Genomic DNA, 25,341 nt, shown 5'->3' on the forward strand with positions numbered 1-25,341 from the left:
TCTCCGGGAAGTTCCGCCGACTCTCTTGACACCCGCAGGGTCGGCTGGCATTCTCTCTACAACGTTATATACAACGTTGTAATAACCTGCCGGACACCGTGACGCGCACGGCTCCACCGTCGCGTCGCGTGTTCCGGGGGTGGCACCGACGAAGAAGTCCAGCACACCGAAAGGAATCTCCAGTGAAGACGAAGCATGTCCTTGCTGCGGCCACCACGCTCGTGCTCGCCGGCGGGCTCGTCGCCTGCTCCGGCGGCGGAGGCGGTACCGCATCCCAGGGCGGTGGAGGCGGCAACGACGCCACCAACTGCACCAACACCATTCCGAAAGCCGACCTCCCCGTCGTCACCATGTGGGCCTGGTACCCCAACATGGAGACGGTCATCGACAACTTCAACGACCAGAACGACGAGGTTCAGGTCTGCTGGACGAACGTCGGCCAGGGCGGTGACGAGTACGACAAGTTCCAGACGGCAATCACCGCCGGCACCGGCGCCCCCGACGTGATCATGGTGGAAGCCGACCGCATCCCGACCTTCCAGATCCAGAAGGGCATCGTCGACATCAAGGACCTCGGCTACGAGGACGTGAAGGGTGATTACAGCGAGGGTGCCTGGAAGGACGTCTCCGTCGGCGACGGCGTCTACGGCGTCCCCGTTGACGGCGGCCCCATGGGCATGATCTACCGCGCCGATATCTTCGAGGAGTACGGCATCACCCCGCCCACGACGTGGGAGGAGTACGAGGCCGCAGCCCAGAAGATGAAGGATGCCGGCGGACCGCTGTTCGGCGACCTCGGCGCGAACGTCCCGGCCGTGATGATGGCGCTGCAGTACCAGAACGGCGCCACGCCCTTCGGGTACGACTCCTCGAAGCCCGAGGAGATCGCCATCGACCTGGCCAGCAGCGAGTCGAAGGAGGTCCTGGACTACTGGGCCGGCCTCGTGGAGAAGGGCCTCGTGGGCACGCAGGACCAGTTCACGCCGGAATACATCTCGGGGGTCATCGGCGGCAACTACGCCACATACATCTCCGCCGCGTGGGCGCCCGGATACCTGACTGGTGCCGGCGTCGGCGAGGGCGAGGATGCCGATGTCTGGCGCACCGCTCCGCTGCCCCAGTGGGACTCCTCGAACCCGATCTCCGTGAACTGGGGAGGGTCGGCGTTCTCGGTGACGAGCCAGGCCAAGGATCCTGCGCTGGCGGCGAAGGTCGCCCTCGGCGTCTACGCGGACGAGAAGTCGCTCGAGGACGGCTGGCAGAACCAGGTCATCTTCCCGCTCAACCTCACCGCGCTGAACTCGGACGCCTTCGTGGATTACGAGATCCCGTTCTTCAGCGGACAGCAGGCCAACAAGGAGGTGTACGTGCCGGCGGCGAACGCATACACCGGCATGACGTACGTGCCGTTCGGGCAGTACTACTACGACGCGTTCACGCAGCAGCTCGCCTCCATCAACGAGGGCTCGATCTCCGGCTCCGACGCCGCCGACGCTCTGCAGGCCGACATCGCCGCCTACGCGACGGAGCAGGGCTTCACCGTCAAGTGACCACCGCGACGGGGGTCGGTCCGCTCGCCGGACCGGCCCCCGTCGTCCCGACCCTCGTCTCCGGGAGACACGTATGACCGTTCAACTGGTGAAGGACGCGCCCCAGGCCGTCGCACCCACACCCCGACGCCGCAGATCCCGACGTGGTCTCATCGGATGGGGGTTCATCGCCCCGTTCGCCATCGTCTTCCTCGCCTTCCTGGTGGCGCCGCTCCTCTACGCCCTGTACCTGAGCCTCTTCCAGTCCCAGCTCATCGGCGGCACCCGCTTCGTCCTCTTCGGCAACTACGTCAAGGCCTTCACCGACCCGAGCTTCCTCGACGGCGTCTGGTTCGTCGTCCGGTTCTCGCTCGTCCTGATCCCGCTGCAGATGCTGGTGTCGCTGGCCGTCGCGCTCATGCTCGATGTGGTCACGACTCGCTTCGCGCGGTTCTCGCGGCTCATGATCTTCCTGCCGTACGCGATCCCCGCCGTCATCGGCGCGCTGATGTGGGGGTTCCTCTACAGCAAGAGCTTCGGCCCTCTCGCGGAGATCTTCGGAACTTTCGGAGCCACGGGCCCGGACTTCCTGAGCCGGGGCCTCATCTTCTACGGCCTGCTGAACATCGTCATCTGGCAGTGGGCGGGCTACTACATGATCATCCTGTACGCCGCTCTCCAGGGCATCGACCCGACGCTGTACGAGGCCGCGCGCATCGACGGCGCCAACCAGTGGCAGATCGTGCTGCGGATCAAGATCCCACTGATCGCGCCCGCCCTGGTGCTCATCCTGGTGTTCGCGCTGATCGGCACCCTGCAGTTCTTCAACGAACCGCAGATCCTGCGATACCTCGCCGCCGGAGCGATCAGCGCCGACTTCACGCCGAACATGTACGCATACCAGCAAGCCTTCGCGCTGGCGAACTACAACTACGGGTCGGCGATCTCCTTCGCCCTCGGCGCCGTGGTGTTCATCTGCGTGTACCTCTTCATGTTCATCACACGCAAGCGCGGGAGCTTCCTGTCATGACCGCCTCTACGCTCGACCTGCGGAAGCCGCGCCAGCAGCGCTACATTCCCCTGCAGGTGCTCCTCGGATTCCTGCTGATCTACTTCCTGATCCCCTTCTGGTGGGTGATCGTCAACAGCTCGAAGGATGCGGCCGGCCTCTTCGGCGGCGGCAGCGCACTCTGGTTCACGGACAATGTGGACTACTGGGGCAACCTCGTTCAGCTGTTCTCGTTCCAGGACGGCATCTACCTCCGCTGGCTGATGAACTCCGCGCTGTACGCGGTCGTCGGCGGGCTGGGGGCGACGGTGCTCGCGGTCGCAGCCGGCTACGGCTTCGCGAAGTACGACTTCCGTGGACGTCGGCTCGGCTTCGCGATCCTGCTCGGCTCGGTCATGGTGCCGGCGACCGCGCTGGTCATCCCGACGTTCATCATGTTCTCCCAGATGGGTCTGACGAACACGATCTGGGCCGTCATCCTCCCGACGCTGCTCAATCCGTTCGGCGTGTACCTGATGCACGTCTACGCCCGCGACGCGGTGCCCGAGGAGCTCCTCGACGCCGCTCGCGTCGACGGGGCGGGCGAATTCCGCATCTTCGTCCAGGTGGCCCTTCCGCTCCTCCGCCCCGCCATCGTGACGGTGGTGCTGCTGTCGGTCGTCGCGTCGTGGAACAACTACTTCCTGCCGCTGGCGATGCTCTCGGACAACCGGCTCTTCCCGGTGACGGTCGGCATCGGCCTGTGGCAGGGTATCGCCTCGGCCAACAATGCCGGCGGCACGTCGCTGTGGAGCATCATCATCCTCGGCTCGCTGGTCTCGGTGATCCCCCTCATCATCGCGTTCCTCACCCTGCAGAAGTACTGGCAGGGCGGGCTCGCCATCGGAAGCCTCAAATGAGCCTCGCCGCTCGCGTCGTCACCATCCCCTGAACCTCGGAAGAAGAACATGCTCCACTCCCGCCTGACGATCGACCCGGCCGCGGCCATCGGACCGATCGACCGCCGCCTCTTCGGCTCCTTCGTCGAGCACCTCGGCCGATGCGTCTACGACGGCATCTACGAGCCGACGCACGCGACCGCCGACGAGGAGGGCTTCCGCACCGACGTGATGGACCTCGTCCGCGAGCTCGGCGTATCGACGATCCGGTATCCGGGCGGCAACTTCGTCTCCGGGTACCGCTGGGAGGACGGCGTCGGACCGCGGGCCAATCGCCCGCGGCGGCTCGACCTGGCCTGGCACTCGACGGAGACGAACGAGATCGGCCTCGACGAGTTCGCCTCGTGGCTGGAGAAAGTCGGCAGTGAGCTCATGTACGCCGTGAACCTGGGCACCCGCGGCATCCAGGACGCGCTCGACGTCCTCGAGTACGCGAACCTCCGCACCGACACGGCGTTCGCCCGGCAGCGGGTGGCCAATGGCCGAAGCGAGCCGCACGACATCCGCATGTGGTGCCTGGGCAACGAGATGGACGGACCGTGGCAGCTGGGCTACAGCACCGCGGAAGAGTATGCGCGCATCGCGGGGCAGACGGCGCGCGCCATGCGTCAGATCGACCACGATCTGGAGCTCGTCGTCTGCGGCAGCTCCGGCGCGCAGATGCCGACCTTCGGCGAGTGGGAGAGGGTCGTGCTCGAGCGAACCTACGACGAGGTCGACTACATCTCGTGCCACGCCTATTACGAGCCGATCGACGGCGACCTCGGCAGCTTCCTGGCCTCAGCGGTCAACATGGACAGCTTCATCGAATCGGTCGTCTCGACCGCCGACCACGTCAAGGCGCTCCGGCGCAGCGACAAGACGATCAAGATCTCATTCGACGAGTGGAACGTCTGGTACCAGTCGCGCTACAACGACGTCGACAAGATCACCGACGTCGACTCCTGGCCCGTTGCTCCCCGCCTGCTCGAGGACTCGTACTCGGTCATGGACGCGGTGGTCGTCGGCAGCCTGCTGATATCGCTGCTGCGTCACGCCGACCGGGTCACCTCGGCGAGTCTGGCCCAGCTGGTGAACGTCATCGCGCCGATCATGACCGAGCCGGGCGGCCCCAGCTGGCGCCAGACCACGTTCTTCCCGTTCTCCCTCACCTCGCGTCTCGCCCACGGCCAGGCGCTGCAGGTGACGCTCGACACCCCCACCTACGACACGGCGGTGTTCGGTGCGGTGCCCACGGTGGACGCGGTGGCCACGCACGACGCGGAGACGGGGGACGTGTCGGCGTTCCTGGTCAACCGCAGCCTGACGGAGCATGTCGAGCTCGCCGTGGACATCTCAGCATTCGGCCCGATCGACAGGGTGTCGGCGACGACGCTGGCGGACCCCGACGTGCACGCGGCGAACACGCTGGCCGAGCCGGAGCGCGTCGCGCCCGCCGAGAACACCTCGGTGCGGCGGGAGGGCTCCACGGTCACCATCATTCTGCCGCCGGTCTCGTGGAGCGCCGTCACGCTGGCCGCCGCGCAGGGCACCAGCGAGGGCTCGGGTGTCTGAGCTGCCGGTCCTGCGCGTCGACGGAACGCGCATCGTCTCGGGCACCGAGCCGGTGCGTCTGCGCGGCTTCGGCCTCGGCGGCTGGATGAACATGGAGAATTTCATCACCGGCTACGCCGGCTCGGAGTCGCAGCAGCGACGGGCGCTGCGCCGCGCGATGGGCGAAGAGGCGTACGAAGCGTTCTTCGAGCGCTTCCTGCACGACTTCTTCACTGATTCGGACGCCGCGTTCCTGCAGTCGCTGGGAGTGAATTCCCTCCGGGTGCCGTTCAGCTATCGGCACTTCGAAGACGACACGGAGCCCCTCGTCCTGCGAAACGAGGGATTCCGCCTGCTCGATCAGGTCGTCGAGGCGTGCGCGCGGCACGGCATCTACACGATCCTCGACCTCCATGCGGTGCCGGGCGCCCAGAATCAGCATTGGCACAGTGACAACCCCACCCAGTGGGCGGGCTTCTGGGCGCAGGAGCAATTCCAGCACCGGGTCATCGCCCTGTGGGAGCACATCGCCGAGCACTACCGTTGCAACCCGTGGGTGGCCGGCTACAACCCGGTCAACGAGCCGGCCGACGTCGAGGGGTCGACCATCGGCCCGTTCTACCGGCGGCTGGAGGCCGCGATCCGGCGGGTCGATCCCGATCACATCCTCTTCCTCGACGGCAACCGGTACTCCACGCAGTTCGACCAGCTCGGCGATCCGCTGCCCAACACGGTCTACACGGCGCACGACTACGCGCTTCCCGGCTTCGTCGACGGCGGCCCGTATCCGGGCGTCTCGCGTGGCCAGTTCGTCGACCGCGACGTCGTCGAGCGCACCTTCCTGCAGCGCACGGAGTACATGCGCCAGACGGGCACGCCCATCTGGGTCGGTGAATTCGGACCGGTCTACACGGGCGACCCGGACCGCGATGCGGAGCGCTCGCAGCTCCTGGGGGATCAGCTCGACATCTATGACCGCTACGACGCGAGCTGGGCGCTGTGGACGTATAAGGACATCGGCCTGCAGGGCGTCGTGATCGCCGATCCGCAACGCGACTACCTGCGCCTGATCGCGCCGGTGCAGGAGAAGAAGGCCCGCCTCGGTGTCGACTCCTGGGGCTCGACCGATGCGGGGGTGCGCAGCATCCTCGATCCGATCGAGAAGCTGTTCGCGGATGAGTTCCCCGACTTCCAGCCCTACCCGTGGGGCGCCCGCCGATGGATCCACGGGCATGTGCGGCACGTGATGCTGGCCGAGGCGATGGTCGACGACTACGCGCGGGTCTTCGCGGGTGTAGCTCCGGCCGAGGCCGCCGAGTTGGCCGGAGACTTCGCCTTCGAGCGCTGCGTCGCGCGCCGGCCGCTCGCGGATCTGCTCCGGGACTCGCTCCGCAACTGAGGGGACGCCTCACGTGACGGTCCGCGTGACACTCCGGGAGATCGCCGCCGAGACGGGCGTCTCCCTGACGACCGTCTCCAAGGTGCTGAACGGCGGATCTGACGTCTCGTCGGCCACGCGCGGGGCGATCGAGGAGCAGCTGCGCCTGCGAGGGTATCGCCGTCGCGGCGGCGCGGGGCGCCGCGAATACATCGAGGTGGTGCTGCCGCGCCTTCACGGCGAAGAGATGCTCGAGATCGTCGACGGGATCCTGACCGTCGCCACAGCTGAGGGCATGGCCGTGTCGCTGGCGATGTCGGGTGATGTGCGGTCTGCGGCGCCGGCGTGGACGGATGCTGCAGTCCGCCGCCGACCGGCGGGTGTCATCGTTCTCGCCTCCGGCCTGCCGCCGGGCGCCCAGGAGATTCTGGACCGCGCGGGCGTGCCCGTCGTGCTCGTGGACCCGGCCGGGGACCCCGAGCACGGCCTGGCGGCAGTGGGGGCGGCTCACTGGACCGGCGGCCTGACCGCGACCCGCCACCTCATAGACCTGGGCCACCGTCGCATCGCCGCGATCATGGGACCGTCGAGCGACATGTCGGCGGTCGCGCGGATGGACGGCTACCGGGCCGCGCTGGCGGCGGCCGACCTCGAGGTTGCGAGTGGCTTGGCACGCTTCGCGTCGTCCGACGCCGAGGGAGCGGAGACGTCCGCCCGCGAGATGCTCAGCGGAGCGTCGCCGCCGTCGGCGATCGTGGCGGGCAGCGATGCGCAGGCCGTGGGGGTGATCCGGGCCGCTCGCGAGCTCCGCCTGACCGTCCCAGCCGGGCTGTCGGTCGTCGGCTTCGGGGGGCTCACAACCGCTGCGCTGTCCGTACCGCGGTTGACTACGGTGAGACTGCCGCTCCGCGAGATCGCGGAGACGGCTGCTCGCGCCGTGCTGCGACCCGACGACGAGGGCGCGACTTCGCCGAGGCGGGTGGAGCTGGCCACCACGCTCGTCGTCGGCGGATCGACGGCGCCACCGGCCAGAAAGGGCGGCGCGACGCGTCCGCGCGCGTGACGCGCCTCGGCTCGGCCAGCCGCCGACCGACGGGGCACGGTCACCCCACGGCACGTCACTCCACGCGCGCGGACGCCTCGATCACAGCGCGCGCGACCCGCGGGTCCTCCGCGGCGACAGGGTGCTCGGCGCCGGTGATGTCGAGGACGGCCTCGGCGTCGCGCTCGGCGCAGGACGGACCGACCCACAGCTCGACCGCACCGGGCTCGACGATCCGACGGCCGTGCACCCCGGTGAACGCCAGGCGCTGGGTCGGCACCTCGAAGCGCACGAGGGTCTCCTCGCCGGGCTCGAGAGTCACGCGCGCGAAGGCGAGCAGCTGCGCGACCGGGCGCGTGACGCTCGCGTACAGGTCGCGCCCGTAGAGCTGGACCACGTCGGTGCCCGCGCGCTCGCCGGTGTTGCGCACCCGCACCCGCGCCGTGAACGACGACCCCGCGGCGACCTTCCCGTCGACGAGGAGCTCCTCGTGGGCGAACGTCGTGTACGACAGGCCGTGGCCGAAGGGTAGCGCGGGGGTGGAGTCGGCGCTCGTGATGTCGGTGCGTCCGCCGAGCACGGGGTGCAGGTAGGAGTAGGGCTGCGCGCCCGCGGAGCGGGGGAGCGAGACGGGGAGGCGTCCGGACGGGACGACGGCGCCGCTCAGCACGCGGGCGATGGCGATGCCGCCCTCCTCGCCGGGGAAGAACGCCTGGAGCACGGCGGCTGCGGCACCCGCGCGGGCCGGTGCGGCATCCGCGTCGGAGGGAGCATCGGGGATGCCGAGCCCGGCCCTCGTGCCCGGGTCAATCGCGCGCGCGGGCAGCGCCCACTCGATCGCGTAGGGGCGGCCGGTCAGCAGCACGAGCACGACCGGCGTGCCGGTCGCCGCGACCGCCTCGACGAGCTCGCGCTGCACGCCGGGGAGCTCGAGCGACTCGACGTCGTTGCCCTCGCCCACGGTGCCGCGCCCGAAGAGCCCGGCACGGTCGCCGACCACGACGATCGCGACGTCTGCGTCGGCGGCGAGGGCGACAGCCTCTGCGATGCCGCTGCGGTCCGGTCCCTCGGCGTCGCACCCGGCGGCGTGCGTGATGCGGGCGTGCGGTAGGTTCGCGCGCAGGCCGTCGAGCACCGTCGGCAGCTCGATGCCCGCGGGCGTGCCGGGATGGTGGGCCAGCACGTGGTTGACGAACGAGTAGCAGCCCATGAGTGCCTCGGCGCTGTCGGCGTTCGGGCCGAGGACGGCCACGCGGGCGGTCGTGTCGACGGCGAGGGGGAGGACGCCGTCGTTGCTGATCAGCACGAGCGACTCCTCGGCGAGCTCGCGCGCGATGCGGCGGTGCTCGGGGGTGTCCAGGTCGATCGTCTCGGGCGCCGCCTCGAACACGGCGTCGAGGAGGCCGAGGTCCTCCTTCTGCGTCAGCACGCGGGCGACGGCGCGGTCGACGAGCGCAGCATCCGTCCCTCCTGCGGCGGCGAGCGCGACGAGCTCCGGGTACGCGTCGGCGCCGGGGAGCTCGACGTCGATGCCGGCCGCGATGGCGAGCGAGGCTGCGAGGGCGCGGTCTTCGGCGACACGGTGCATCGTCATCAGGAAGGCGACGGCGAAGTAGTCCGAGACCACCACGCCGTCGAAGCCCCAGACCTCGCGCAGCAGGGTCTGAAGGTAGTCGGGGGTCGCCGCGACGGGCATGCCGTCGATCTCGGCGTAGGAGTTCATGACGCTGCGCACGCCCGCGTCGCGGACCGCCATCTCGAACGGCGGCAGCAGCACGTCGGCGAGCTCGCGGACGCCGGCGGAGACGGGGGCGTGGTTGCGGCCGGAGCGCGAGGCGGAATAGCCGACGAAGTGCTTGAGGGTGGCGTGCACCCCGGCGCCCTGCAGCCCGCGGACGTAGGCCGAGCCCAGCATCCCGACGACGTAGGGGTCTTCCGAGATGCACTCGTCGACGCGGCCCCAGCGTGGATCGCGGATGACGTCCAGCACGGGGGCGAGGCCCTGGTGGATGCCGAGCTCGCGCATCGAGCCGCCGATCGCGGCGGCCATCTCCTCGACGAGGGCCTCGTCGAACGAGGCGCCCCAGGCCAGCGGAGTCGGGAAGGTCGCGGCCTTCCACGCCGCGAGTCCGGTGAGGCACTCCTCGTGCACGATCGCCGGGATGCCGAGGCGGGTCTCGGTGGTGAGCCGGCGCTGCTCGCCGTGCAGCCACTGCGCGCGCTCCACGGGGTCGACGGGGCGAGTGCCGTACACGCGGGTGAGGTGTCCGAGGCCGTGGGCGGTCGCCTCCGCGTAGCGGGTGGAGGTGCGCATCTCGCCGGCCATCGGCGCGACGACCTCGTCGCCCTGGTCGACCCAGTAGCCGACCAGCTGGGCCACCTTCTCCTCGTTCGTCATGCGGGCGAGCAGGTCGCGCACGCGGGGCGACACCGGGGATGCTTCAGGCAGGGCCACGTCGTTCTCTTTCTCTATCTGCGGGCACGTCCGACGGACGTGCGAGACGGTGTCCGGCCGCGGTCGGCGGCCGGACACCTCGCGGGGGCGTCAGCCCTTCACGGCTCCGGTGAGACCGCCGACGATGCGGCGCTCGAAGAGGCTGAAGAACACCAGCGCCGGCAGCATCGACAGCGACGTGAAGGCCAGCACCTTGGCTGTGTCGACCGAGTACTGCGATGCGAAGGACTGCACCCCGAGGGGCAGGGTGAAGGCGGCCTCGTTGTTCAGGATGAACAGGGGCAGCAGGTAGCTGTTCCAGCTGCCGATGAACGCCAGGATGCCGGTGGTGATGACGCCCGGCAGCGACAGCGGCAGCACCATGCGCCAGAAGAAGCCGATACGGCTGCACCCGTCGATGAACGCGGCCTCCTGGATCTCGTCCGGGATGGCACGGAGGAACGGCACCAGGATGATGATCGTCGTCGGCAGGGCGAAGGCGATCTGGGGCAGGATCACCCCGCCGAGGGAGTTCATCAGACCCAGGTTGCGCACCACGATGTACAGCGGGGTGATCGCGACCGTGAGCGGGAACATCAGCCCCGCGGCGAACAGCGCGTACAGCACGCCGCGGCCGGCGAACCGGTAGCGGGCGAGCACGTAGCTGGCCATGAGACCGAGGCCGACGGCACCGGCGGTCGTGGCCACCGCGGCGACGAGCGAGTTGCCCACCTGGCGCCAGAAGATGCCGCCGGTGAGGACGTCGATGTAGTTGCCGGCGTCCCACGGACTCGGGAATCCCGACGGGTCGACCGTGATCTGGGCGTTCGTGCGGAAGCCGCCGATGATGATGTACCCGATGGGCACGAGCATCACGGCGATGACCACGACGGCGACGAGGTAGACGCCGGGGCTGCCGGTGGGGAGGGCGCCGCTCGTGCGGGGGCGCCGCCGGCGGGCCGGTGCGTCGCCCGTGGGGCGGGTCGCGGTCCGGGCGGCGGGGCGCTCGGTCAGGGGTGCGGGAGCGGCGGTCATCGGCGTTCCTTCCTCTTCCTGCCGCTGTCGCCGGTGAGGGCGCCGTCGGTGTCCCGACGCAGCACGAAGCGCTGATAGATGAGGGCGACGACGAGGGAGATCACGAAGATCACGACGGCGACCGCGTTGCCGTAGCCGAAGTTGCCCGCGTTGCGGCCCTCGGAGACCATGTACGTCGCCATGGTCGAGGTGCCGGCGGTGGAGGCGATGTACTGCCCCCAGATGATGTAGACGAGGTCGAACAGCTGCAGCGATCCGATGATCGACAGGAACGCCCAGATGCGCAGCGTCGGGCCCATCAGCGGCAGCGTGATGCGCCACTGGATCTGCCAGAACGAGGCGCCGTCGATGGCGGCCGCCTCCGAGAGCTCCTCGGGGATGCCCTGAAGACCGGCGAGGAAGAGGATCACCGCGAAGCCGATGTACTTCCACGTGATGATGCCCATGAGGGTCCAGATGGCGATGCTCGGGTCCGACAGCCAGTCGGCCGTGAACGCGCCGAGGCCGATCTTCTCGAGGAGCCCGTTGAGGGCGCCGGTCGTCTGGAGCATCAGGCTCCAGCCGGTGCCGACGACGACCTCGGCGATGACGTAGGGCACGAAGATCAGCACGCGGATGAGCGACTGCCCCCGCATGCGCCGGTTCAGCAGCAGGGCGATGAGGATCGCCGCCGGCCCCTGCAGCACGAGCGACAGCACGACGATGAAGCCGTTGTGACCCAGCGCCTCGAGGAAGAGCGGGTCCTGGATGATCGTCAGGTAGTTGCGGAAGCCGACGAAGTCCGTCGGGGCGCCGTAGCCCTGCCAGCTGAAGAAGCCGTAGTACGCGGCCATCGCGACCGGGAAGATCACGAAGCCCAGGAACATGACCAGGGCGGGCCCGACCAGCAGCAGGATCTCCAGCCGCGTGGACCAGCTGGTGCCGCGCCTGCGGCGGGGGGATGCCGGCGGCGAGGCCGGCGGGGACGAGATGACGTCGTCCCCGCCGGCCTGCGCGAGCACTCCCGGTGTGCTGCCGCGCTCGGCGGCGCTCACGCGTGAGTGCATGACCTCACGCCTTCGCTGCGGCGCTCTTGACGGCCTCGACGAGGTCCTGCGGCGAGCCCTTGCCCGCGAGCAGGTCCACCACGGCGACGTTCATCGCGTTGCCGACGTTCTGGCCGTAGACGGTGTCGAGCCACTGCGACGCGTAGGGCGCGGCGTTGTACGCCTCCAGGATGTCCTGCAGGTAGGGCTCGGTGACCGCCTTCTGCGCGACGGTGTTCACCGGCGGCGCGTTGAAGGCCTTGTAGTAGTTCGTCTGCACGTCGGAGGTGCCGAGGTAGTTCAGGAAGTCGACGCATGCGTCGGGGGCGTCCACGGAGCAGGAGTATCCGTCCACGCCGCCCATCATCGAGCCGGGCTCACCATTGCCGCCGGAGATCTCCGGGAAGGGGAACCAGCCGAGGTCGGGGAGGGGCTTGGCGTCGGGGGTGAGCGAGCTGATCACGCCCGGGTCCCAGGCGCCCATGAGCTCCATCGACGCCTGGCGGTTGGCCACGAGGCCGGCGGAGCTTCCCGCGCCCTGCTGGGCGGAGGTGGTGAGGAAGCCCTCGTTGAACGGCTGTGTCGCGGCGAATTTCTCGAGGTCCTCGCCGGCGGCGACCCAGCACTCGTCGTCGAAGTTCTTCTGGTCGGCGGCCTGGGCCAGCGTGTCGGCGCTGCACTCGCGCAGCGCGAACCAGTAGTACCAGTGCGCTGCCGGCCAGGCGTCCTTCGCGCCGAGGGCCACGGGGGCGATCCCGGCGGCCTTCAGCTTGGAGACCGTGTCGTCGAACTCCTCCATGGTGGTGGGCGTCTCGGTGATGCCGGCCTGGGTGAAGAGGTCCTGGCTGTAGAAGAGACCGCCGGGCAGGACGGCGACGGGGAGGGCGTACACCTTGCCGTCCAGGGTGTTGGCCGAGTATGCCGCCTGCGGGATCTCGTCCTTGGCCGGACCACTGATGGCGTCGGTCAGGTCCTTGAGCTGACCGGCCTTCACCATGGCGGCCATCTTGCCGCCGCCGCGCTGCAGGAACAGGTCGGGCGCGTCGCCGGCGTTCAGCGCGGTCTGGAGCTTGCCGTCCAGGTCCTCGTTCTGCACCGACTGGATCTCGATCGTGACGCCGGGGTTGGCCGCCTCGAAGTCGGCGACCGTCGTCTCCCAGAACTCCTTGCCGGGGCCGGTCGTCGAGTTGTGCCAGAGGCTCATCGTGACGTCGCCGCCGTCGCTGCCCCCGCCGCTGTCGCCGCCCGCGCCGCAGCCGCTGAGAGCGAGTGCTCCCGCGACGAGTGCGGCCGATGCGACCAGCATCCTTCTGCTGTTCATGTGATTCACCATGTTCTCCTCGTTGAGTGGCGCCGATGGGTGACGACGCTGGTCGGTGCCGCGAAGCTGTCCGGCGACCGGTCCGAGGATCGTCGCAACCGCGGACGGGATTCGTCAAACGTTTTCGAAATCATTTTCTTCCACTAGATTCGGCCTCATGCCCACCCGCCGCGCCACCATCCACGACGTCGCGGCGGCAGCAGGGGTGAGCGTCGCCACCGTGTCCAAGGCCGTCAACGGCCGGTACGGCGTGGCCGAGGGCACGGCGCAGCGCGTGCTCGCCGAGGTCGAGCGCCTCGGCTACGCGTCGAGCCTCGTCGCGAGCAGCATGCGGGCCCGCCAGACCGGCGTGATCGGCGTCCTCGTGCCGGATTTCGAGCCGTTCACGGCCGAGATCCTCAAGGGCGTCAGCGCCGGTCTCGCCGGCTCACCCTACGATGTGCTCGCCTACGCGGGGGTGCGCCACCACGCCTCCGCCGGGTGGGAGAAGCGTTCGCTGCAGCGGCTCTCGGGCACCCTCATCGACGCCGCGATCATGGTCACCCCGACCGTCATCGCCCCGAGCGCCGAGATCCCGATCGTGGCGGTCGACCCGCACACCGGCCACGGGGATCTCCCCACCGTCGAGTCCGACAGCTTCGGGGGAGCGGTCGAGGCGACCCGCTACCTCGTCGAGCTCGGCCACCGCCGCATCGGCTTCCTCGCCGGCCGTCCCGACCTGCGCTCGGCGAAGCTCCGCGAGGCCGGCTACCGGCAGGCCCTCACCGATGCCGGCATCGACTTCGACCCGCGGCTGGTGGAGGTCGGCCGGTACGAGCCGGAGGCGGCGGGGGATGCTGCGCGCACCCTTCTCGGAGGAGCGCGACCGACCGCGGTGTTCGCCGCGAACGACCTCTCGGCCCTCGCGGTGCTCGGCGTCGCCGCCGAGATGGGCCTGCGGGTGCCCGACGACCTGTCGGTCGTCGGCTTCGACGACATCCCCGAGGCGTCGCGCCGGCTGCCCGCCCTCACCACGGTCCGCCAGCCCATGCACCGCCTGGGCCGGATCGCCGCTGAACTGGCCATGGCGCTGATGGCGGGCGAGACGCCGACGCAGACCAGCATCCTGCTCCCCACGCGGCTCGTGCCCCGGGCGACGACGGCGGCGGTGCCGGCGGCCTGATCGCGGGTGCTGCCACGTGGATCGCGGGTGTCCGTCGGCTGGTCGCGGGTGTCTGCGGGCGGGAGTAGCGTGCCGCCATGTCCCTCGACCCGAAGACGCTCGACTGGCTCCTCGACACCGATCCCGCGCTGCGCTGGCAGGTGCAGCGCGACCTCCTGCACGCGCCGCGCGAGGTGTGGGAGGAGACCCGATCGCGCGTGGCGACGGAGGGCTTCGGGGCGGAGCTGCTCTCGCACCAGGACGACGACGGCCAGTGGGCCGGCGGCGCGTACTTCCCCGCCGGCTACTTCGACAGCTCCGACGCGGAGGAGCCAGGGCAGCCCTGGGTCGCCACGACCTGGAGTCTGAAAGACCTGCGCGAGTGGGGCGTCGACGCGTCTGTGCTCGCCGACACGGTGGAGAAACTCGATCGCAACAGCCGCTGGGAGTACGACGATCTCCCCTACTGGGGCGGCGAGGTCGACGTGTGCATCAACGCGTTCACGCTCGCGACCGGCGCCTGGCTGGGCGCCGACGTCTCGCGCCTCGTGGCCTGGTTCCCCGCGCACCGCCTCGCCGACGGCGGCTGGAACTGCGAGGCGGAGGAGGGGGAGTCGACCCGGTCGTCGTTCCATTCCACGCTCAACGCGGTACGCGGCATGATCGCCTACGAACGCATCACCGGCGACACGTCACTCCGTGACGCGCGCCACGGAGGAGAGGAGTACCTGCTGTCGCGGAGGCTGCTCTACCGCGCGTCGACGGGCGAGCGCGTGGGGGAATTCGTCGACCAGTTCCTCTACCCGGGTCGCCATCGCTACAGCGCCCTGGCCGCGCTCGACCACTTCCGCGACGCCTCCGATCTCGAGGGCACGCCGCCCGACGAGCGACTCGCCGATGCGATCGAGATCATCCGCGCGGCGCGGCAGAGCGACGGCACCTGGCTGCAGGCGGGACGGCTCCCCGGCCGCACGTGGTTCGACGTCGATGTGGCCGAAGGGGAGCGCTCGCCCTGGCTCACCCTCATCGGCACGCGGGTGCTCGACTGGTGGGACGCCGCGAGCTGAGGGGACAGTATTCGGCTGCATGCAGGAGTAGCGTGGAAATCCCCCTCGCCCCCACGGAGACATGCCATGCCCCACCGCACCCCCGAGGAGACCGTCAGCATCGAGGAGATCGCGGAGCGTCTGCGCTCGCGGTTCCCGGATGTTCCGGAGGAGACGGTGCGCTCCGTCGTCGAGGACTCCTTCGACGAGCTGCACGACGCGCACGTGCGGGACTTCGTGGCGGTGCTCGTCGAGAAGCAGGCCAAGAAACGGCTCAAGGCGCTCTGAGCACCCGGCGGTCCGCCCGCTCCGCGCGGTGGCGGTCGCCGGCGCGGGTAGCCTCGATCACATGGCCATCGGTGCGACGATCCACACCTTCGCGGTGCAGCTGGCCGACGTCGATCGCGGCGTGTACGAGGATCTGACGCTGCGCGTGGCGCGGCATCCGTCCGAGACCGACGCCTTCATGATGACGCGCGTTCTGGCCTACTGCCTCGAGTACGCCGAGGGCATCTCCTTCAGCGAAGGGGTCGCCGCCACCGACGAGCCCGCGGTGCTCGTGCGCGACCTGACCGGGCGCGTGACGTCGTGGATCGAGGTCGGCTCTCCGGATGCCTCGCGACTGCACACCGGCAGCAAGCTCGCCGACCGCACCGTCGTCTACACCCACCGGGATCCGGCGAAGGTGGCCGCGACGTGGGACGGCAAGCGCATCCATCGCGCCGAGGACATCCCGCTGCGCAGCTTCGAGCCCGGCTTCGTCGACGCGGCCGCCGCTGCCCTCGAGCGCCGCAACACCCTGTCCGTCTCGGTCACCGAGGGCACCGTGTACCTCGAGCTGAACGGAACGAACCTGTCCACGCCCATCCACGAGCTGCGCGCCGGCTGAACCGCCCAGGAGCACCCATGACCCTCACCTCGACTCCCTCTTCGATGGATCGCCCGCGCAAGCCCCGCACGCCCCTCGTGCTCGAGGTCGTCGCGACCGAGCGGCTCTCCGCATCGCTGACGCGCGTGCGCCTAGGAGGCGCGGGCGTGGAGCAGTTCCTGACTCAAGCCGACCCGGAGCGCCTCGCCGCCACCGACAAGTACGTCAAGCTCCTCTTCGCGAAGCCGGAGCTCGGCCTGCAGCCGCCCTACGACCTCGACGCCCTGCGCGAGACGCTGCCCCCGGAGGACCTCCCCTCGCGGCGCACCTACACCGTCCGCGACGTCGACCTCGAGGGCCGCACCATCGCGATCGACTTCGTGGTGCACGGCGACGACGGCGTCGCCGGCCCCTGGGCGGCTTCCGCGAAGCCGGGTGACCTGCTCTGTCTGAGCGGCCCGGGCGGCAAGTTCGTCCCGTCACAGGATGCCGCGGTCCATCGCCTCTACGCGGGTGACGAGTCGGCCGTCCCGGCCATCGCCGCCGCACTCGAGGCGGCCCCGGCGGACGCCGTGGGCCTCGTGCTCATCGAGGTGGACGGAGCCGACGACGAGGTGGCGCTGCGCGCACCGACCGGCGTCGAGGTGCGCTGGGTGCACCGCGGCGAGTCCGACGTGGTGACGGCGGTCTCCGGCCTGACGCCGTCCGCTGCGCCGGTCGAGGTGTTCGTGCACGGCGAGCGCGGACAGGTCAAGGCGCTCGGCGCCCACCTGCAGCGCGTGTGGGGTCTGTCGCGCACCGAGATGTCGCTGTCGGCGTACTGGGCGCGCGGCCGCGCCGAGGACCGCTTCCAGTCGGAGAAGCGCGAGCCGATCGGGCAGCTCTTCGACGACCCGGCCTGACCGCGTCGCCCCCCGCCCGGCGTCGCGTCACGCCGCCTGAAGCCCTCGCGTACTTCGGAGGACGGCACGTCGCGAGAGGCCCTCGCGTACTTCGGAGGACGTCGCGTACTTCGGAGGAAATCTGCCGGATCGTCCGAAGTTCGCGCGAAACTCCGAAGCTCGCGCGAGATACAGCCACGACGGAAGCCCGAGCTCGACCGGTCGAGCCGGCCTCAGCCCGACCGCGTCAGTCGACGCGGGAGTGCTCGCCCAGACGGTGCCAGACGCGGTTGTGGTAGACCAGCCCGTTGCCGGCCTCGGCCGGCGGCGTGTCGCGCTCGATGTGGGCCTGGAGGGCCTGAGCGGCGATGACGACCGAGCTGCCGGCATCCATTCTGCTGACGACCGCACAACGCACCCAGGCGCGCACGCCCCGGTAGACCGGCTCCCCGGTCGACAGGCGCGTCCACGCGTCGGTGTCGGCGAAGCGGTCGACGCCGCTCGTCGCGCCCAGACGGGCGAGGTCGAGGTCGTCGGCGTCGAGCAGGTGCACGACGATCGTCTCCGCGGCGGCGATGGCCGGCGTGGCGGACGAGAGCACCGAGGTCGAGAAGATCAGCAGCGGCGGGTCGACGCTCACGGACGAGACCGACGATGCGGTGAGGGCGACGGGTCCGTCGGGGCCCTGCGCGGTGATGACCGCGATGCCACCGGGGTGGCCCCGGAAGACGGCCTTGAACTCGTCGGCCGAGACGGTGGCGCCCAGGGTGTGCGCCCGGTGGGGGCCGGAGTCCTCGGCCTCGATACGGGCACTGCGCGATGCGGTCATGTCTCGACGCTAATCCTCTCCCGCAGGACGGGCCGCGAATGTGTCGGCTCGCGTCGTCCTGTTGCGTCTTGTGTCAACGTCGGTCGGCTCGGTGGCATTCCGGTTCAGAACGACGCCAGGTTGGCGTGGAGACCCTCGCCGGTGAAGTCGTCCCGGAGGATGCCGCGGCGACGCAGGATCGGCACGAGCTCGTCCAGCGCTCGATGCAGCGTCACGGGATGCAGGTCGCCCGAGAAGATCAGCCCGTCGTTGTCGGCGTCGTCCCCGAGCGCCTGGATCAGGTCGGCCAGCTCGTCGGCCGTGCCCACGGTGCCGCTGATGCCGTCGCCGATACGGCCCAGTCGCGCCTTGCCGGCGAGGATCTCGCGGAACGGCACGTCGGAGAACGAGTCGAAGCGCCCCCGCAGACCCTTGATCGTGCCCTGCGACACGTGCTCGCCGAAGATGCCCGGGTCGAGCGGACGGTCGAGGTCGAGAGCGGTGAGGTCGGTCTCGAGGTCGCTCGACCACGCCTCCGCGACGGCGAGCAGCGCCGCGTCGTCGGGATGCGCCGAGGCGGCGACGATGCGGTCGGCTTCCTCGACGGATGCCGCGACGATGGGCTTGAACACGAACATCGTCTTGATCGCCCCGGGGTCGCGGCCCTCAGCGCGGGCGGCCGCGTGCACCTTCGCGCGGTAGGCGCGGATCGCGTCGACGTCGAGGTTCGACAGCGCGAGCTGGATCTCGGAGTTGCGCCCGGCGAAGCTCAGCCCGCGGCCGGACCCGCCCGGGGATGCGATCACCGGTTCGGTCGATAGCGGCTCCGCGTTCAGCGGACCGTCGAAGGAGTAGTACTCCCCGCGGTGCTTGACCGCGCGGATCTTCGTGCCGTCGGCGTAGATCTGCGATTCCGCGTCGAGGATCAGGGCGTTGTCGTCCCAGCTGCGCCAGAGGAGGCGCAGGGCGTCGAGCCATTCCTGTGCACGGTCGTAGGCCGCGTCGTGGGGGAGGCGGTCCTGTCCGAAGTGGTGTGCGGAGCCGACGTCCGTCACGACGTTGATCCCGACGCGCCCGCGGCTGAGGTGGTGCAGGGAGGCGAACTGCCGGGCCGCCGTGTAGGGGTGCCAGCCGGCAGGATTGGCGGTCGGGATGACGCCCAGATGGTCGGTCGCGGCGAAGAGGTAGGGAGCCAGCATCCACGGGTCGTGCTTGGGTCCGCCGTAGGCCTTGCGCACGCGCAGGTCGAGGGTGGCGGGGCTGATGCCGACGGAGAGGGCGTCCTCGATGAGCACGAAGTCGAAGCCGGCCTGCTCGAGCTCGCGGGCGGACTGCTGGTAGAGCCCGGGTTCCTTCCAGGCGTGGTTCCACTCCCAGTACGGCCGCGCCCACCCGTGCGGTCCGAAGCCGCGCGAGAGGAACCACCCGAAGTGCTGCGGCTTGCTCACGCGAGCCCCGCTTCGGTGAGGAGGCGAGCGGATGCTGCGGCCTCCAGCGCCTGCGAGAGGTCGCCGATGAGGTCCTCGACGTCCTCGAGCCCGATCGAGAGCCGGAGGAGGCCGGGCTCGATGCCGCGCGCCGCGCGCTGCTCGTCGGTGCTGCCGACGTGGGTCGTGGTGGCGGGGTGAAGGACGAGCGAGCGCACATCGCCGAGGTGGGTCATGCGCGTGAACAGCTGCAGCGAGTTCTGGAACACCCGGGCAGCCTCGAGGCCGCCGTGGATGGTGACGGCGAAGACCGAGCCCTGGCCGTCGGGGAGGTACTGCTCGGCGAGCTCGTGATAGGAGCTCGAGGCCAGTCCGCTGTAGTCCACGGAGACGACGCCGGGCTGCTTCTCCAGCCACTCGGCGACCTGGAGGGCGGCGGCGGACTGGTGCTTCACCCGCAGCGACAGCGTCTCGATGCCCTGCAGGATGAGGAACGCGTTGAGCGGCGAGGGCGACGGGCCGTAGCGCATGGCGACACGGCGGGCGAACTCGGTGAACGCGGCGGCGCCGGCTCGCTCGAGGTGCGTGCGTCCGTCGGGACCCCGCTCGACGACGAGCTGCGGGTACTTGTCGGGGTAATCGCCCCACGCGAAGGTGCCGGCGTCCACGACGAAGCCGCCGAGCACCGAGCCGTGGCCGGCGAGGAACTTGCTCGCGGAGTGCACGATGATGTCGGCGCCGTGCTCGATCGGGCGCACGAGGTACGGGGTGGCGAGCGTGTTGTCGATCGCCAGCGGAACCCCGTGGCGGTGCGCGATCGCGGCGATGGCCGCGATGTCGAGCACATCGTTCTTGGGGTTCGGGATGGACTCGGCCAGCACCAGACGCGTCTCGGGGCGGAACGCGGCATCCCATTCGTCGAGATCGCGGGCGTCGGAGACGAAGTCCACCGTGATGCCGAGCCGGCTGAGGTCGTCGCGCAGGAACTCGCGCGTGCCCTCGTAGAGGCTGGATGCGGCCACGATGTGGTCGCCGGCGGAGACGAGCGCCAGGACGGTGGTGGCGACGGCGGCCTGACCGCTGCCGACGAGGAGCGCGTCCTTCGCGGACTCGAGGTCGGCGATGCGGCGCTCGGCGGCGGCGTTGGTGGGGTTGCCGACGCGGGTGTAGCTGAATCCGCTCACCGTGCCGGCGAACCGGCCGTGCGCCTGGTCGAAGTCGTCGAACTCGAATCCGGCGGTCAGGTAGATCGGCGTCGCGCGCGGCGCGTGCGGTCCGTGCTGCTCGTCACCGGCGTGGAGTTGACGGGTGGCGAAGCCGAGGCGGCCGCCGGAGGGGGCGCGATCGGGAGCGTCGGACGAGGGCATGACGACACGCTAGACGCCCGGGCTGAGCGGGACCCGTCGCGGCGTCATGAACCGACACGCAGCGGGGGCTGCGGGGGAGCGGCGATGCGCTGCAGCCAGACGTCGAGGAGCTGCACCTCCGCGGGGATGAGTCCAGCGTGCGCCGACAGGTCGGGGTCTGCGGACAGCGCGGCGCGGAGGGCTCCCGCCGTGGCGGCGCCGGTGGCGTCGCCCGCGAGCGGTGCGTCGGTCAGGATGGCCGCGATCGCGGCCTCGCGCGCCAGATCGCTGAGCGCGAGTCCGACGGTGTCGAGGGAGCCGTCGATGAGGGTGAGGATGACACCGCGCCCGGCGGCGTGGAACAGCAGGGTGGCCTGCTCGACGCTGACCCGCAGGCGGCCCGCCGCCGCCAGCCGCTCCATCTTGTCGCCGAGGATCACCTGACCGGCCGCCAGTGAGGGCAGTCGGGCGGATCGGCCCTCGGCGAAACGGTAGACGGCAGGATGCCGGGTGCCGAAGTCGACCGCGTCGTCCCAGCCGTCGCGCAGCGCCTCGACGGGGTCCTCGTGCAGCGGGTGGCGGGCTTTGCCGCCCACCCAGTCCGCGTACGCCCGCTCGCAGGCGGCCAGGAGCAGCCCGTCCTTGTCGCCGAACAGCCGGTAGATGGCCGGTGCCTGCACGCCCGCGCGCGCGGTCACGGCTCGCGTCGAGACCGCATCGACCCCGCCCTCGTCGAGGAGCTCGAGGACGGCGCGGAGGATGCGTTCGCCCGTGGGGGCGTCGTCGTCTGCCATGTTGACCACGCTATCAAAGAGCTGTTAGCGTCACTAACACACCGCTAACAGCTATCTGTTAGCAATGATACGGAGGCATGTCATGATCGTCATCACCGGAGCGGGCGGCCGTCTCGGCCGCGCCGTCGTGGATTCGCTGCTCGAGCGCACCGACCCCTCAACCATCGGCGTCAGCACCACGCGGCCGGAGGCGGCCGCAGAGCTCGCCGAGCGGGGAGTGCGCGTGCGACGCGGCGACTACGACGATCCGTCGTCGCTCGTCGACGCCTTCGCCGACGCCGACCGGGTGCTGATCGTCTCCGCACCGCGGATCGGGCCAGCGACCCTCGAGGCGCACCGCATCGCCCTCGATGCCGCCCGCACGGCCGGGGTGTCCCGCGTCTTCTACACGAGCCACGTCGGCGCCGACGCACTGTCGCCCTTCCCTCCTGCTGTCACGCATGCTGCGACCGAGGTGATGCTGCGCGACAGCGGGGTGCCGTTCACCGCACTCCGCAACGGCTTCTACGCCGACACGCCGCTGCGCATGGTGCAGGCCGCGGCGCCCGTCGGAGAGCTGCGCGCGCCCCGGGACGCCCCGGTGTCGTGGACCTTCCACCGCGACCTCGGGCCCGGGATCGCCGCCCTCCTGCTCGACGAGGCCTTCGAGCTTCCGGCCGTCAACCTGACGGCGGGCGAGGCGTTCGACATGGCGGCGGTGGCGGCCGCGGCCTCCGAGATCCTCGGCCGCGAGATCCGGCACACGGTGGTCGGCGATGAGGACCACGCCGCCGAGCTGACACGCGGCGGTGCTCCGGAGATGGCGGCGCGCATGTCGCTCGGACTGTTCCAGGCGGCGCGGCAGCGCCACTTCGGCATCGTCGACCCGACACTCGCCGAGGTGCTGGGGCGGCCGACGACGTCACTCCGCGATGTGCTCGCCGCGTCGCTCGCGGAGTCGGAGGCGGAGCCGGCGGGTGAGGCGACGGGTGCGGAGCCGCAGCCGGCGGCCGCGGGTCGGGGTGCCGCGGCCTAGCGTCCGGGGCCCTCAGCCGGTTCGAGCGTGCACAGCGCAGGCAGAAGGTGCCGCCGCGCCGGATGCGCCGCCGATCGACGGCCGAAACGGGCGGTATCGCCTGCGTTGTGCACGCGGCCACCACTGCACGGGGCCTCCGGCGGTCGGACCGGCACCGGGTGCAGGGGCACCCGGTGCCGGGGTTCAGCGCGTGCGGGTGCGGAGGATGAGGATCACCGCGGCCCCGACCAGCACCACCGCGCCACCGCCGAGCAGCAGGCCGAGGCCGATGCCGTCGTCGCCCGCGGAGCCCGTGGACGAACCGGATGCCGCGGCATCCGGTTCGGCGCTCGCCTCGGCGCCGTCCGACACGGCGGCGCCGGCTGCCGTGTCGCCCGACTCTCCGCCGCAGACCGGCGTCGCTGACCCGGCCGACACGGCCGCGCCGGCGGCCGGCGTGTACTCGAACGAGTACGTGTCGGAGACGGGATGGCCGTCGGAGGAGACCGCGCGCCACACGACCTCGTAGGTGCCGGCCGGGCCGAGCGCCACCGGAGTGGTCAGCGTTGGACCTGCCAGCGCCACGCAGTCCGTCTCGTAGTACCGGCCGTCGGGCCCGGTGATCTCGACGATGTTGCCCGCGCCGAGGTCGAGGAGGTTCTCACTGAACGTGAGCTCCACCTGCGACAGCGCGGTCACCGTGTCGCCGGAAGCGGGTGACGCGGCGATCAGGCTGTCGTGCGCGGAGGCGGCCTGTGCCCCCGCGAAGACGACGACGCCCGCGATCACGAGTGCCGAGGCGAGGCGGCCGGTTCTCACGAGCGCGCCTTCGGCCGGCGGGCGAACGCGAGCGCGCCGAGCACCGCACCGCCGGCACCCAGCACCAGCGCCGCGATGCTGAGCCCGAGGGCGAGGCCCGACGACGAGTCGGCGGGGGCCGCGGCATCCGTCGTCATCGTCATCTCGTCCGACGACCCCGACGACCCCGACGATCCGGCGGCACCGGCGCTGTGCGCACCGTGCTCATCGGCCGGCGGGGCATCGGTGATGTAGAGCACCGGCGCGGGATCCAGCGTGTCGTCGGCGGCGACCTCGTCGGGCGTGGCGGTCCATTCGGCGACCTTCCCGTCGTCGTACGTCTGGACGGCCGGCAGGAGCACCGAGCCGACGTCCGGCACCGGCCCGAGCGAGACGGGGAAGTTCACGAACTGTCCCTGACCGATCCCGACGCCGGGGTCGGCCTGCCAGACGATGCTCGTCGGCGCTTCGGTGATCGTGTTGCCGCCGACCTCGACCGGCTCCGGGAGGGTCGATGTGGTGATGGTCGCCGTCCATCCGGGCACGGGCTCGTACCGCACGCTCGTGAACGGTGTGTCGGAGGGCAGGGTGACCTCGAGACGCACGGTCTCGGCCGTCTCCGACTCGTTCGGCACACGGAACTGCACCTGCGTGTAGCTGCCGGGATCGGCCGTGCCGGGGTCGACGGTGACGTGGGCGGATGCTGCGAGCGGAACGCCGACGGCGAGGACGACGCCCAGGGCCGCACCCGTGAGGGCGCGACGGAGAGTGTTGCGTGAAGACATGGTGATGCTGCTTTCTGCGAACGCGCGCGCGATCGGCGCCGCTGCGCGCGGAAGGGGAGAGATGGATGTCGCGGGTCAGGCGACAGCCGGCGGTCCCCGCCGCCGCATCACCGACAGCACGGCGATGCCGGAGCGCACGAGGGGCGCGGGCACGGCGGGCTGCGGGACCGTGGAGACGCCCGGCGCGCGCAGCGGCGCGAGGGCGCGGAAGGCCTCGGCGAGGAAGTCGCCGACGACGCGCAGCGCGCGCTCGCCGCGACCCAGGGCCAGGATCGTGAGAACCGCGGCCACGGCGTGAGCGACCCACATCCACGGCGAGTCGACGCCGTGGAGCAGCGCCGGGCCGGTCGACGCCGCGGTGCTCGCGTGCTCCGACATGGTCATTCCGTGGTGGCTCGTGGCGGCCGCGCCGGCTCCCGTCAGGTCGAGCGACAGGATCGAGTGGAAGAGGGCCTGGCTCGCGGCTACGGCGACCGAGATGCGCCGCCACGACGGCACGCGGCCGGTGAGGATCACGCAGATCGGCGCGGCGAGCCCGAGGGCCAGGAGCAGGTTCGCGACTGGCGGTGCCTGGCCGGTGACCGCGGCGTGGGAGGCGGTCGCGGCGAACGTCGCGACGGCGGCAGCGGCCACGCCGCGCAGGGCGCGGGTGCCGCGGTCGGCTCGAGACGACATGATCCTCCTGCGCTCCAGCCTAAGCGGGCCGCGCGGGCGCGCGGGCGCGGCGGGCCCGGCGGTCGCGGGCGAGCCGCCCGCGGCGTCAGCGCGTGGAGGGATCCTCGTCCGTCGAGGATCCGCCGATCTCCTCCTCGACCTCGCGCAGCCGGTCGCGGGCATCGTGCTCGACGATGCGCGGGACGAAGTCGCGCACCGCGGCATCCTCCATCGATTCGTGGATCTCGGTCACCGTCTCCTCCACCACCTCCGCCGGGACGTCGGAGAACTTCTCGGTGAGGCGCTCGACCACCTTCTCGACGTCGGCCTCCTCGAGGCGGGCGCGCTCGGCGGCCTCTTCGGGCGTCTCCTCGGTCGCGGGCGGCACCGGGGACTCCTGCGCGTCGACGCCCTCGTCGACGGCTCCGGCGCGGCGTTCCTCGATGGCGATCCCGTCCTCCTCCGGCGCCGGACCGCGGTCGTCGCGGGAGGTCGATGCGAACCCGGTCTGGGCGAGGTAGGTGTCGTCGGTGGCGTTGCTGTCGCTCATGGCGC

24 protein-coding genes are annotated in these 25,341 nt (G+C 70.7%); 12 read left to right on the plus strand and 12 right to left on the minus strand.

What is annotated here, in order from left to right; all coding sequences use genetic code 11:
* Window positions 1-182: 182 nt before the first annotated feature.
* The 6 genes from ABC304_RS06660 (at window position 183) to ABC304_RS06685 (ending at window position 7,450) form a co-directional block, all read left to right on the plus strand.
* Window positions 183-1,550: an ABC transporter substrate-binding protein gene (locus ABC304_RS06660; RefSeq protein WP_412929694.1), complete on the plus strand. Its 1,368-nt coding sequence runs from the start codon at window positions 183-185 to the stop codon at window positions 1,548-1,550.
* A 73-nt stretch (window positions 1,551-1,623) separates the two neighbouring features.
* Window positions 1,624-2,559: a carbohydrate ABC transporter permease gene (locus ABC304_RS06665; protein ID WP_412929696.1), complete on the plus strand. Its 936-nt coding sequence runs from the start codon at window positions 1,624-1,626 to the stop codon at window positions 2,557-2,559.
* Window positions 2,556-3,437: a carbohydrate ABC transporter permease gene (locus ABC304_RS06670; protein WP_412929697.1), complete on the plus strand. Its 882-nt coding sequence runs from the start codon at window positions 2,556-2,558 to the stop codon at window positions 3,435-3,437. The genes ABC304_RS06665 and ABC304_RS06670 overlap by 4 nt, the downstream gene beginning before the upstream one ends.
* 48 nt (window positions 3,438-3,485) lie before the next feature.
* Window positions 3,486-5,030 carry an arabinosylfuranosidase ArfA gene (gene arfA, locus ABC304_RS06675; RefSeq protein ID WP_412929698.1) on the plus strand — a complete coding sequence of 515 codons (1,545 nt, stop codon included), beginning with the start codon at window positions 3,486-3,488 and terminating at the stop codon, window positions 5,028-5,030.
* Window positions 5,023-6,408, plus strand: coding sequence for a glycoside hydrolase family 5 protein (locus tag ABC304_RS06680; RefSeq protein WP_412929699.1), 1,386 nt, complete (start codon window positions 5,023-5,025; stop codon window positions 6,406-6,408). Before arfA ends, ABC304_RS06680 begins: the two co-directional genes overlap by 8 nt.
* A 13-nt stretch (window positions 6,409-6,421) precedes the next feature.
* Window positions 6,422-7,450, plus strand: coding sequence for a LacI family DNA-binding transcriptional regulator (locus ABC304_RS06685; RefSeq protein ID WP_412929700.1), 1,029 nt, complete (start codon window positions 6,422-6,424; stop codon window positions 7,448-7,450).
* Window positions 7,451-7,505: 55 nt separating this feature from the next.
* Here the strand turns inward: ABC304_RS06685 and ABC304_RS06690 are convergent, their stop codons facing one another.
* The 4 genes from ABC304_RS06690 to ABC304_RS06705 form a co-directional block, all read right to left on the minus strand.
* Window positions 7,506-9,884 (minus strand): beta-xylosidase/alpha-l-arabinosidase, encoded by a 2,379-nt coding sequence (locus ABC304_RS06690; protein ID WP_459564420.1) that lies wholly within the window; start codon window positions 9,882-9,884, stop codon window positions 7,506-7,508.
* A 90-nt stretch (window positions 9,885-9,974) separates the two neighbouring features.
* Complete coding sequence (locus ABC304_RS06695) at window positions 9,975-10,898, minus strand: carbohydrate ABC transporter permease (protein ID WP_412929701.1); 924 nt, start codon at window positions 10,896-10,898, stop codon at window positions 9,975-9,977.
* Window positions 10,895-11,944, minus strand: a complete 1,050-nt coding sequence (locus ABC304_RS06700; protein ID WP_412929703.1) for a carbohydrate ABC transporter permease — start codon at window positions 11,942-11,944, stop codon at window positions 10,895-10,897. The genes ABC304_RS06695 and ABC304_RS06700 overlap by 4 nt, the downstream gene beginning before the upstream one ends.
* Window positions 11,945-11,948: 4 nt before the next feature.
* Entirely contained in the window at window positions 11,949-13,244 is a 1,296-nt protein-coding gene (locus tag ABC304_RS06705) for an extracellular solute-binding protein (RefSeq protein WP_412932859.1), read from the minus strand.
* 157 nt (window positions 13,245-13,401) lie between these two features.
* Between ABC304_RS06705 and ABC304_RS06710 the strand changes: the two genes are divergently transcribed.
* The 5 genes from ABC304_RS06710 to ABC304_RS06730 all read left to right on the plus strand — a co-directional run bounded on the left by ABC304_RS06710 (window position 13,402) and on the right by ABC304_RS06730 (window position 17,201).
* Window positions 13,402-14,406 carry a LacI family DNA-binding transcriptional regulator gene (locus ABC304_RS06710; RefSeq protein ID WP_412929704.1) on the plus strand — a complete coding sequence of 335 codons (1,005 nt, stop codon included), beginning with the start codon at window positions 13,402-13,404 and terminating at the stop codon, window positions 14,404-14,406.
* A 77-nt stretch (window positions 14,407-14,483) separates the two neighbouring features.
* Entirely contained in the window at window positions 14,484-15,452 is a 969-nt protein-coding gene (locus ABC304_RS06715) for a squalene cyclase (protein ID WP_412929705.1), read from the plus strand.
* 66 nt (window positions 15,453-15,518) lie between these two features.
* Complete coding sequence (locus ABC304_RS06720; protein WP_412929706.1) at window positions 15,519-15,719, plus strand: three-helix bundle dimerization domain-containing protein; 201 nt, start codon at window positions 15,519-15,521, stop codon at window positions 15,717-15,719.
* A 61-nt stretch (window positions 15,720-15,780) separates the two neighbouring features.
* Complete coding sequence (locus ABC304_RS06725; RefSeq protein ID WP_412929707.1) at window positions 15,781-16,320, plus strand: YaeQ family protein; 540 nt, start codon at window positions 15,781-15,783, stop codon at window positions 16,318-16,320.
* A gap of 17 nt (window positions 16,321-16,337) precedes the next feature.
* Complete coding sequence (locus ABC304_RS06730; RefSeq protein WP_412929708.1) at window positions 16,338-17,201, plus strand: siderophore-interacting protein; 864 nt, start codon at window positions 16,338-16,340, stop codon at window positions 17,199-17,201.
* 226 nt (window positions 17,202-17,427) lie between these two features.
* Here ABC304_RS06730 and ABC304_RS06735 read toward each other — a convergent pair whose 3' ends face one another.
* The 4 genes from ABC304_RS06735 to ABC304_RS06750 all read right to left on the minus strand — a co-directional run bounded on the left by ABC304_RS06735 (window position 17,428) and on the right by ABC304_RS06750 (window position 21,555).
* On the minus strand, window positions 17,428-18,009 hold the full coding sequence (locus ABC304_RS06735) for a flavin reductase family protein (RefSeq protein WP_412929709.1): 582 nt from the start codon (window positions 18,007-18,009) through the stop codon (window positions 17,428-17,430).
* 104 nt (window positions 18,010-18,113) lie between these two features.
* Window positions 18,114-19,436 carry an LLM class flavin-dependent oxidoreductase gene (locus tag ABC304_RS06740; RefSeq protein WP_412929710.1) on the minus strand — a complete coding sequence of 441 codons (1,323 nt, stop codon included), beginning with the start codon at window positions 19,434-19,436 and terminating at the stop codon, window positions 18,114-18,116.
* Window positions 19,433-20,782: an O-acetylhomoserine aminocarboxypropyltransferase/cysteine synthase family protein gene (locus tag ABC304_RS06745; RefSeq protein ID WP_412929711.1), complete on the minus strand. Its 1,350-nt coding sequence runs from the start codon at window positions 20,780-20,782 to the stop codon at window positions 19,433-19,435. Before ABC304_RS06745 ends, ABC304_RS06740 begins: the two co-directional genes overlap by 4 nt.
* 44 nt (window positions 20,783-20,826) lie before the next feature.
* Window positions 20,827-21,555, minus strand: a complete 729-nt coding sequence (locus ABC304_RS06750; protein WP_412929712.1) for a TetR/AcrR family transcriptional regulator — start codon at window positions 21,553-21,555, stop codon at window positions 20,827-20,829.
* A gap of 82 nt (window positions 21,556-21,637) precedes the next feature.
* Here ABC304_RS06750 and ABC304_RS06755 point away from each other — a divergent pair, with 82 nt between their 5' ends.
* A complete protein-coding gene (locus ABC304_RS06755; protein ID WP_412929713.1) occupies window positions 21,638-22,570 on the plus strand; it encodes an NmrA family NAD(P)-binding protein in 933 nt (310 codons plus the stop codon).
* 183 nt (window positions 22,571-22,753) lie between these two features.
* On the opposite strand, the gene ABC304_RS06760 is transcribed toward ABC304_RS06755, so the two are convergent.
* The 4 genes from ABC304_RS06760 to ABC304_RS06775 all read right to left on the minus strand — a co-directional run bounded on the left by ABC304_RS06760 (window position 22,754) and on the right by ABC304_RS06775 (window position 25,336).
* Window positions 22,754-23,368: a copper resistance CopC family protein gene (locus tag ABC304_RS06760; protein WP_412929714.1), complete on the minus strand. Its 615-nt coding sequence runs from the start codon at window positions 23,366-23,368 to the stop codon at window positions 22,754-22,756.
* Window positions 23,365-24,132 carry a YcnI family copper-binding membrane protein gene (locus ABC304_RS06765; protein WP_412929715.1) on the minus strand — a complete coding sequence of 256 codons (768 nt, stop codon included), beginning with the start codon at window positions 24,130-24,132 and terminating at the stop codon, window positions 23,365-23,367. Before ABC304_RS06765 ends, ABC304_RS06760 begins: the two co-directional genes overlap by 4 nt.
* Window positions 24,133-24,207: 75 nt before the next feature.
* A complete protein-coding gene (locus tag ABC304_RS06770) occupies window positions 24,208-24,807 on the minus strand; it encodes a hypothetical protein (RefSeq protein WP_412929716.1) in 600 nt (199 codons plus the stop codon).
* 85 nt (window positions 24,808-24,892) lie between these two features.
* The gene (locus ABC304_RS06775; RefSeq protein WP_412929717.1) at window positions 24,893-25,336 is read right to left on the minus strand and encodes a three-helix bundle dimerization domain-containing protein; all 444 of its coding nucleotides are present in this window, start codon (window positions 25,334-25,336) and stop codon (window positions 24,893-24,895) included.
* Window positions 25,337-25,341: the final 5 nt, after the last annotated feature.

This window comes from Microbacterium jepli (assembly GCF_047237905.1).
Classification (GTDB): Bacteria; Actinomycetota; Actinomycetes; order Actinomycetales; family Microbacteriaceae; genus Microbacterium.

Bases quoted from the DNA above. Each gene is read 5' to 3' on its own strand.
- ABC304_RS06665 (WP_412929696.1), top strand. From the start codon at position 1,624: ATGACCGTTCAACTGGTGAAGGACGCGCCCCAGGCCGTCGCACCCACA.
- ABC304_RS06670 (WP_412929697.1), top strand. From the start codon at position 2,556: ATGACCGCCTCTACGCTCGACCTGCGGAAGCCGCGCCAGCAGCGCTAC.
- arfA (WP_412929698.1), top strand. From the start codon at position 3,486: ATGCTCCACTCCCGCCTGACGATCGACCCGGCCGCGGCCATCGGACCG.
- ABC304_RS06695 (WP_412929701.1), bottom strand. From the start codon at position 10,898: ATGACCGCCGCTCCCGCACCCCTGACCGAGCGCCCCGCCGCCCGGACC.
- ABC304_RS06700 (WP_412929703.1), bottom strand. From the start codon at position 11,944: ATGCACTCACGCGTGAGCGCCGCCGAGCGCGGCAGCACACCGGGAGTG.
- ABC304_RS06705 (WP_412932859.1), bottom strand. From the start codon at position 13,244: ATGAACAGCAGAAGGATGCTGGTCGCATCGGCCGCACTCGTCGCGGGA.
- ABC304_RS06710 (WP_412929704.1), top strand. From the start codon at position 13,402: ATGCCCACCCGCCGCGCCACCATCCACGACGTCGCGGCGGCAGCAGGG.
- ABC304_RS06715 (WP_412929705.1), top strand. From the start codon at position 14,484: ATGTCCCTCGACCCGAAGACGCTCGACTGGCTCCTCGACACCGATCCC.
- ABC304_RS06720 (WP_412929706.1), top strand. From the start codon at position 15,519: ATGCCCCACCGCACCCCCGAGGAGACCGTCAGCATCGAGGAGATCGCG.
- ABC304_RS06725 (WP_412929707.1), top strand. From the start codon at position 15,781: ATGGCCATCGGTGCGACGATCCACACCTTCGCGGTGCAGCTGGCCGAC.
- ABC304_RS06730 (WP_412929708.1), top strand. From the start codon at position 16,338: ATGACCCTCACCTCGACTCCCTCTTCGATGGATCGCCCGCGCAAGCCC.
- ABC304_RS06735 (WP_412929709.1), bottom strand. From the start codon at position 18,009: ATGACCGCATCGCGCAGTGCCCGTATCGAGGCCGAGGACTCCGGCCCC.
- ABC304_RS06745 (WP_412929711.1), bottom strand. From the start codon at position 20,782: ATGCCCTCGTCCGACGCTCCCGATCGCGCCCCCTCCGGCGGCCGCCTC.
- ABC304_RS06750 (WP_412929712.1), bottom strand. From the start codon at position 21,555: ATGGCAGACGACGACGCCCCCACGGGCGAACGCATCCTCCGCGCCGTC.
- ABC304_RS06755 (WP_412929713.1), top strand. From the start codon at position 21,638: ATGATCGTCATCACCGGAGCGGGCGGCCGTCTCGGCCGCGCCGTCGTG.
- ABC304_RS06765 (WP_412929715.1), bottom strand. From the start codon at position 24,132: ATGTCTTCACGCAACACTCTCCGTCGCGCCCTCACGGGTGCGGCCCTG.
- ABC304_RS06770 (WP_412929716.1), bottom strand. From the start codon at position 24,807: ATGTCGTCTCGAGCCGACCGCGGCACCCGCGCCCTGCGCGGCGTGGCC.
- ABC304_RS06775 (WP_412929717.1), bottom strand. From the start codon at position 25,336: ATGAGCGACAGCAACGCCACCGACGACACCTACCTCGCCCAGACCGGG.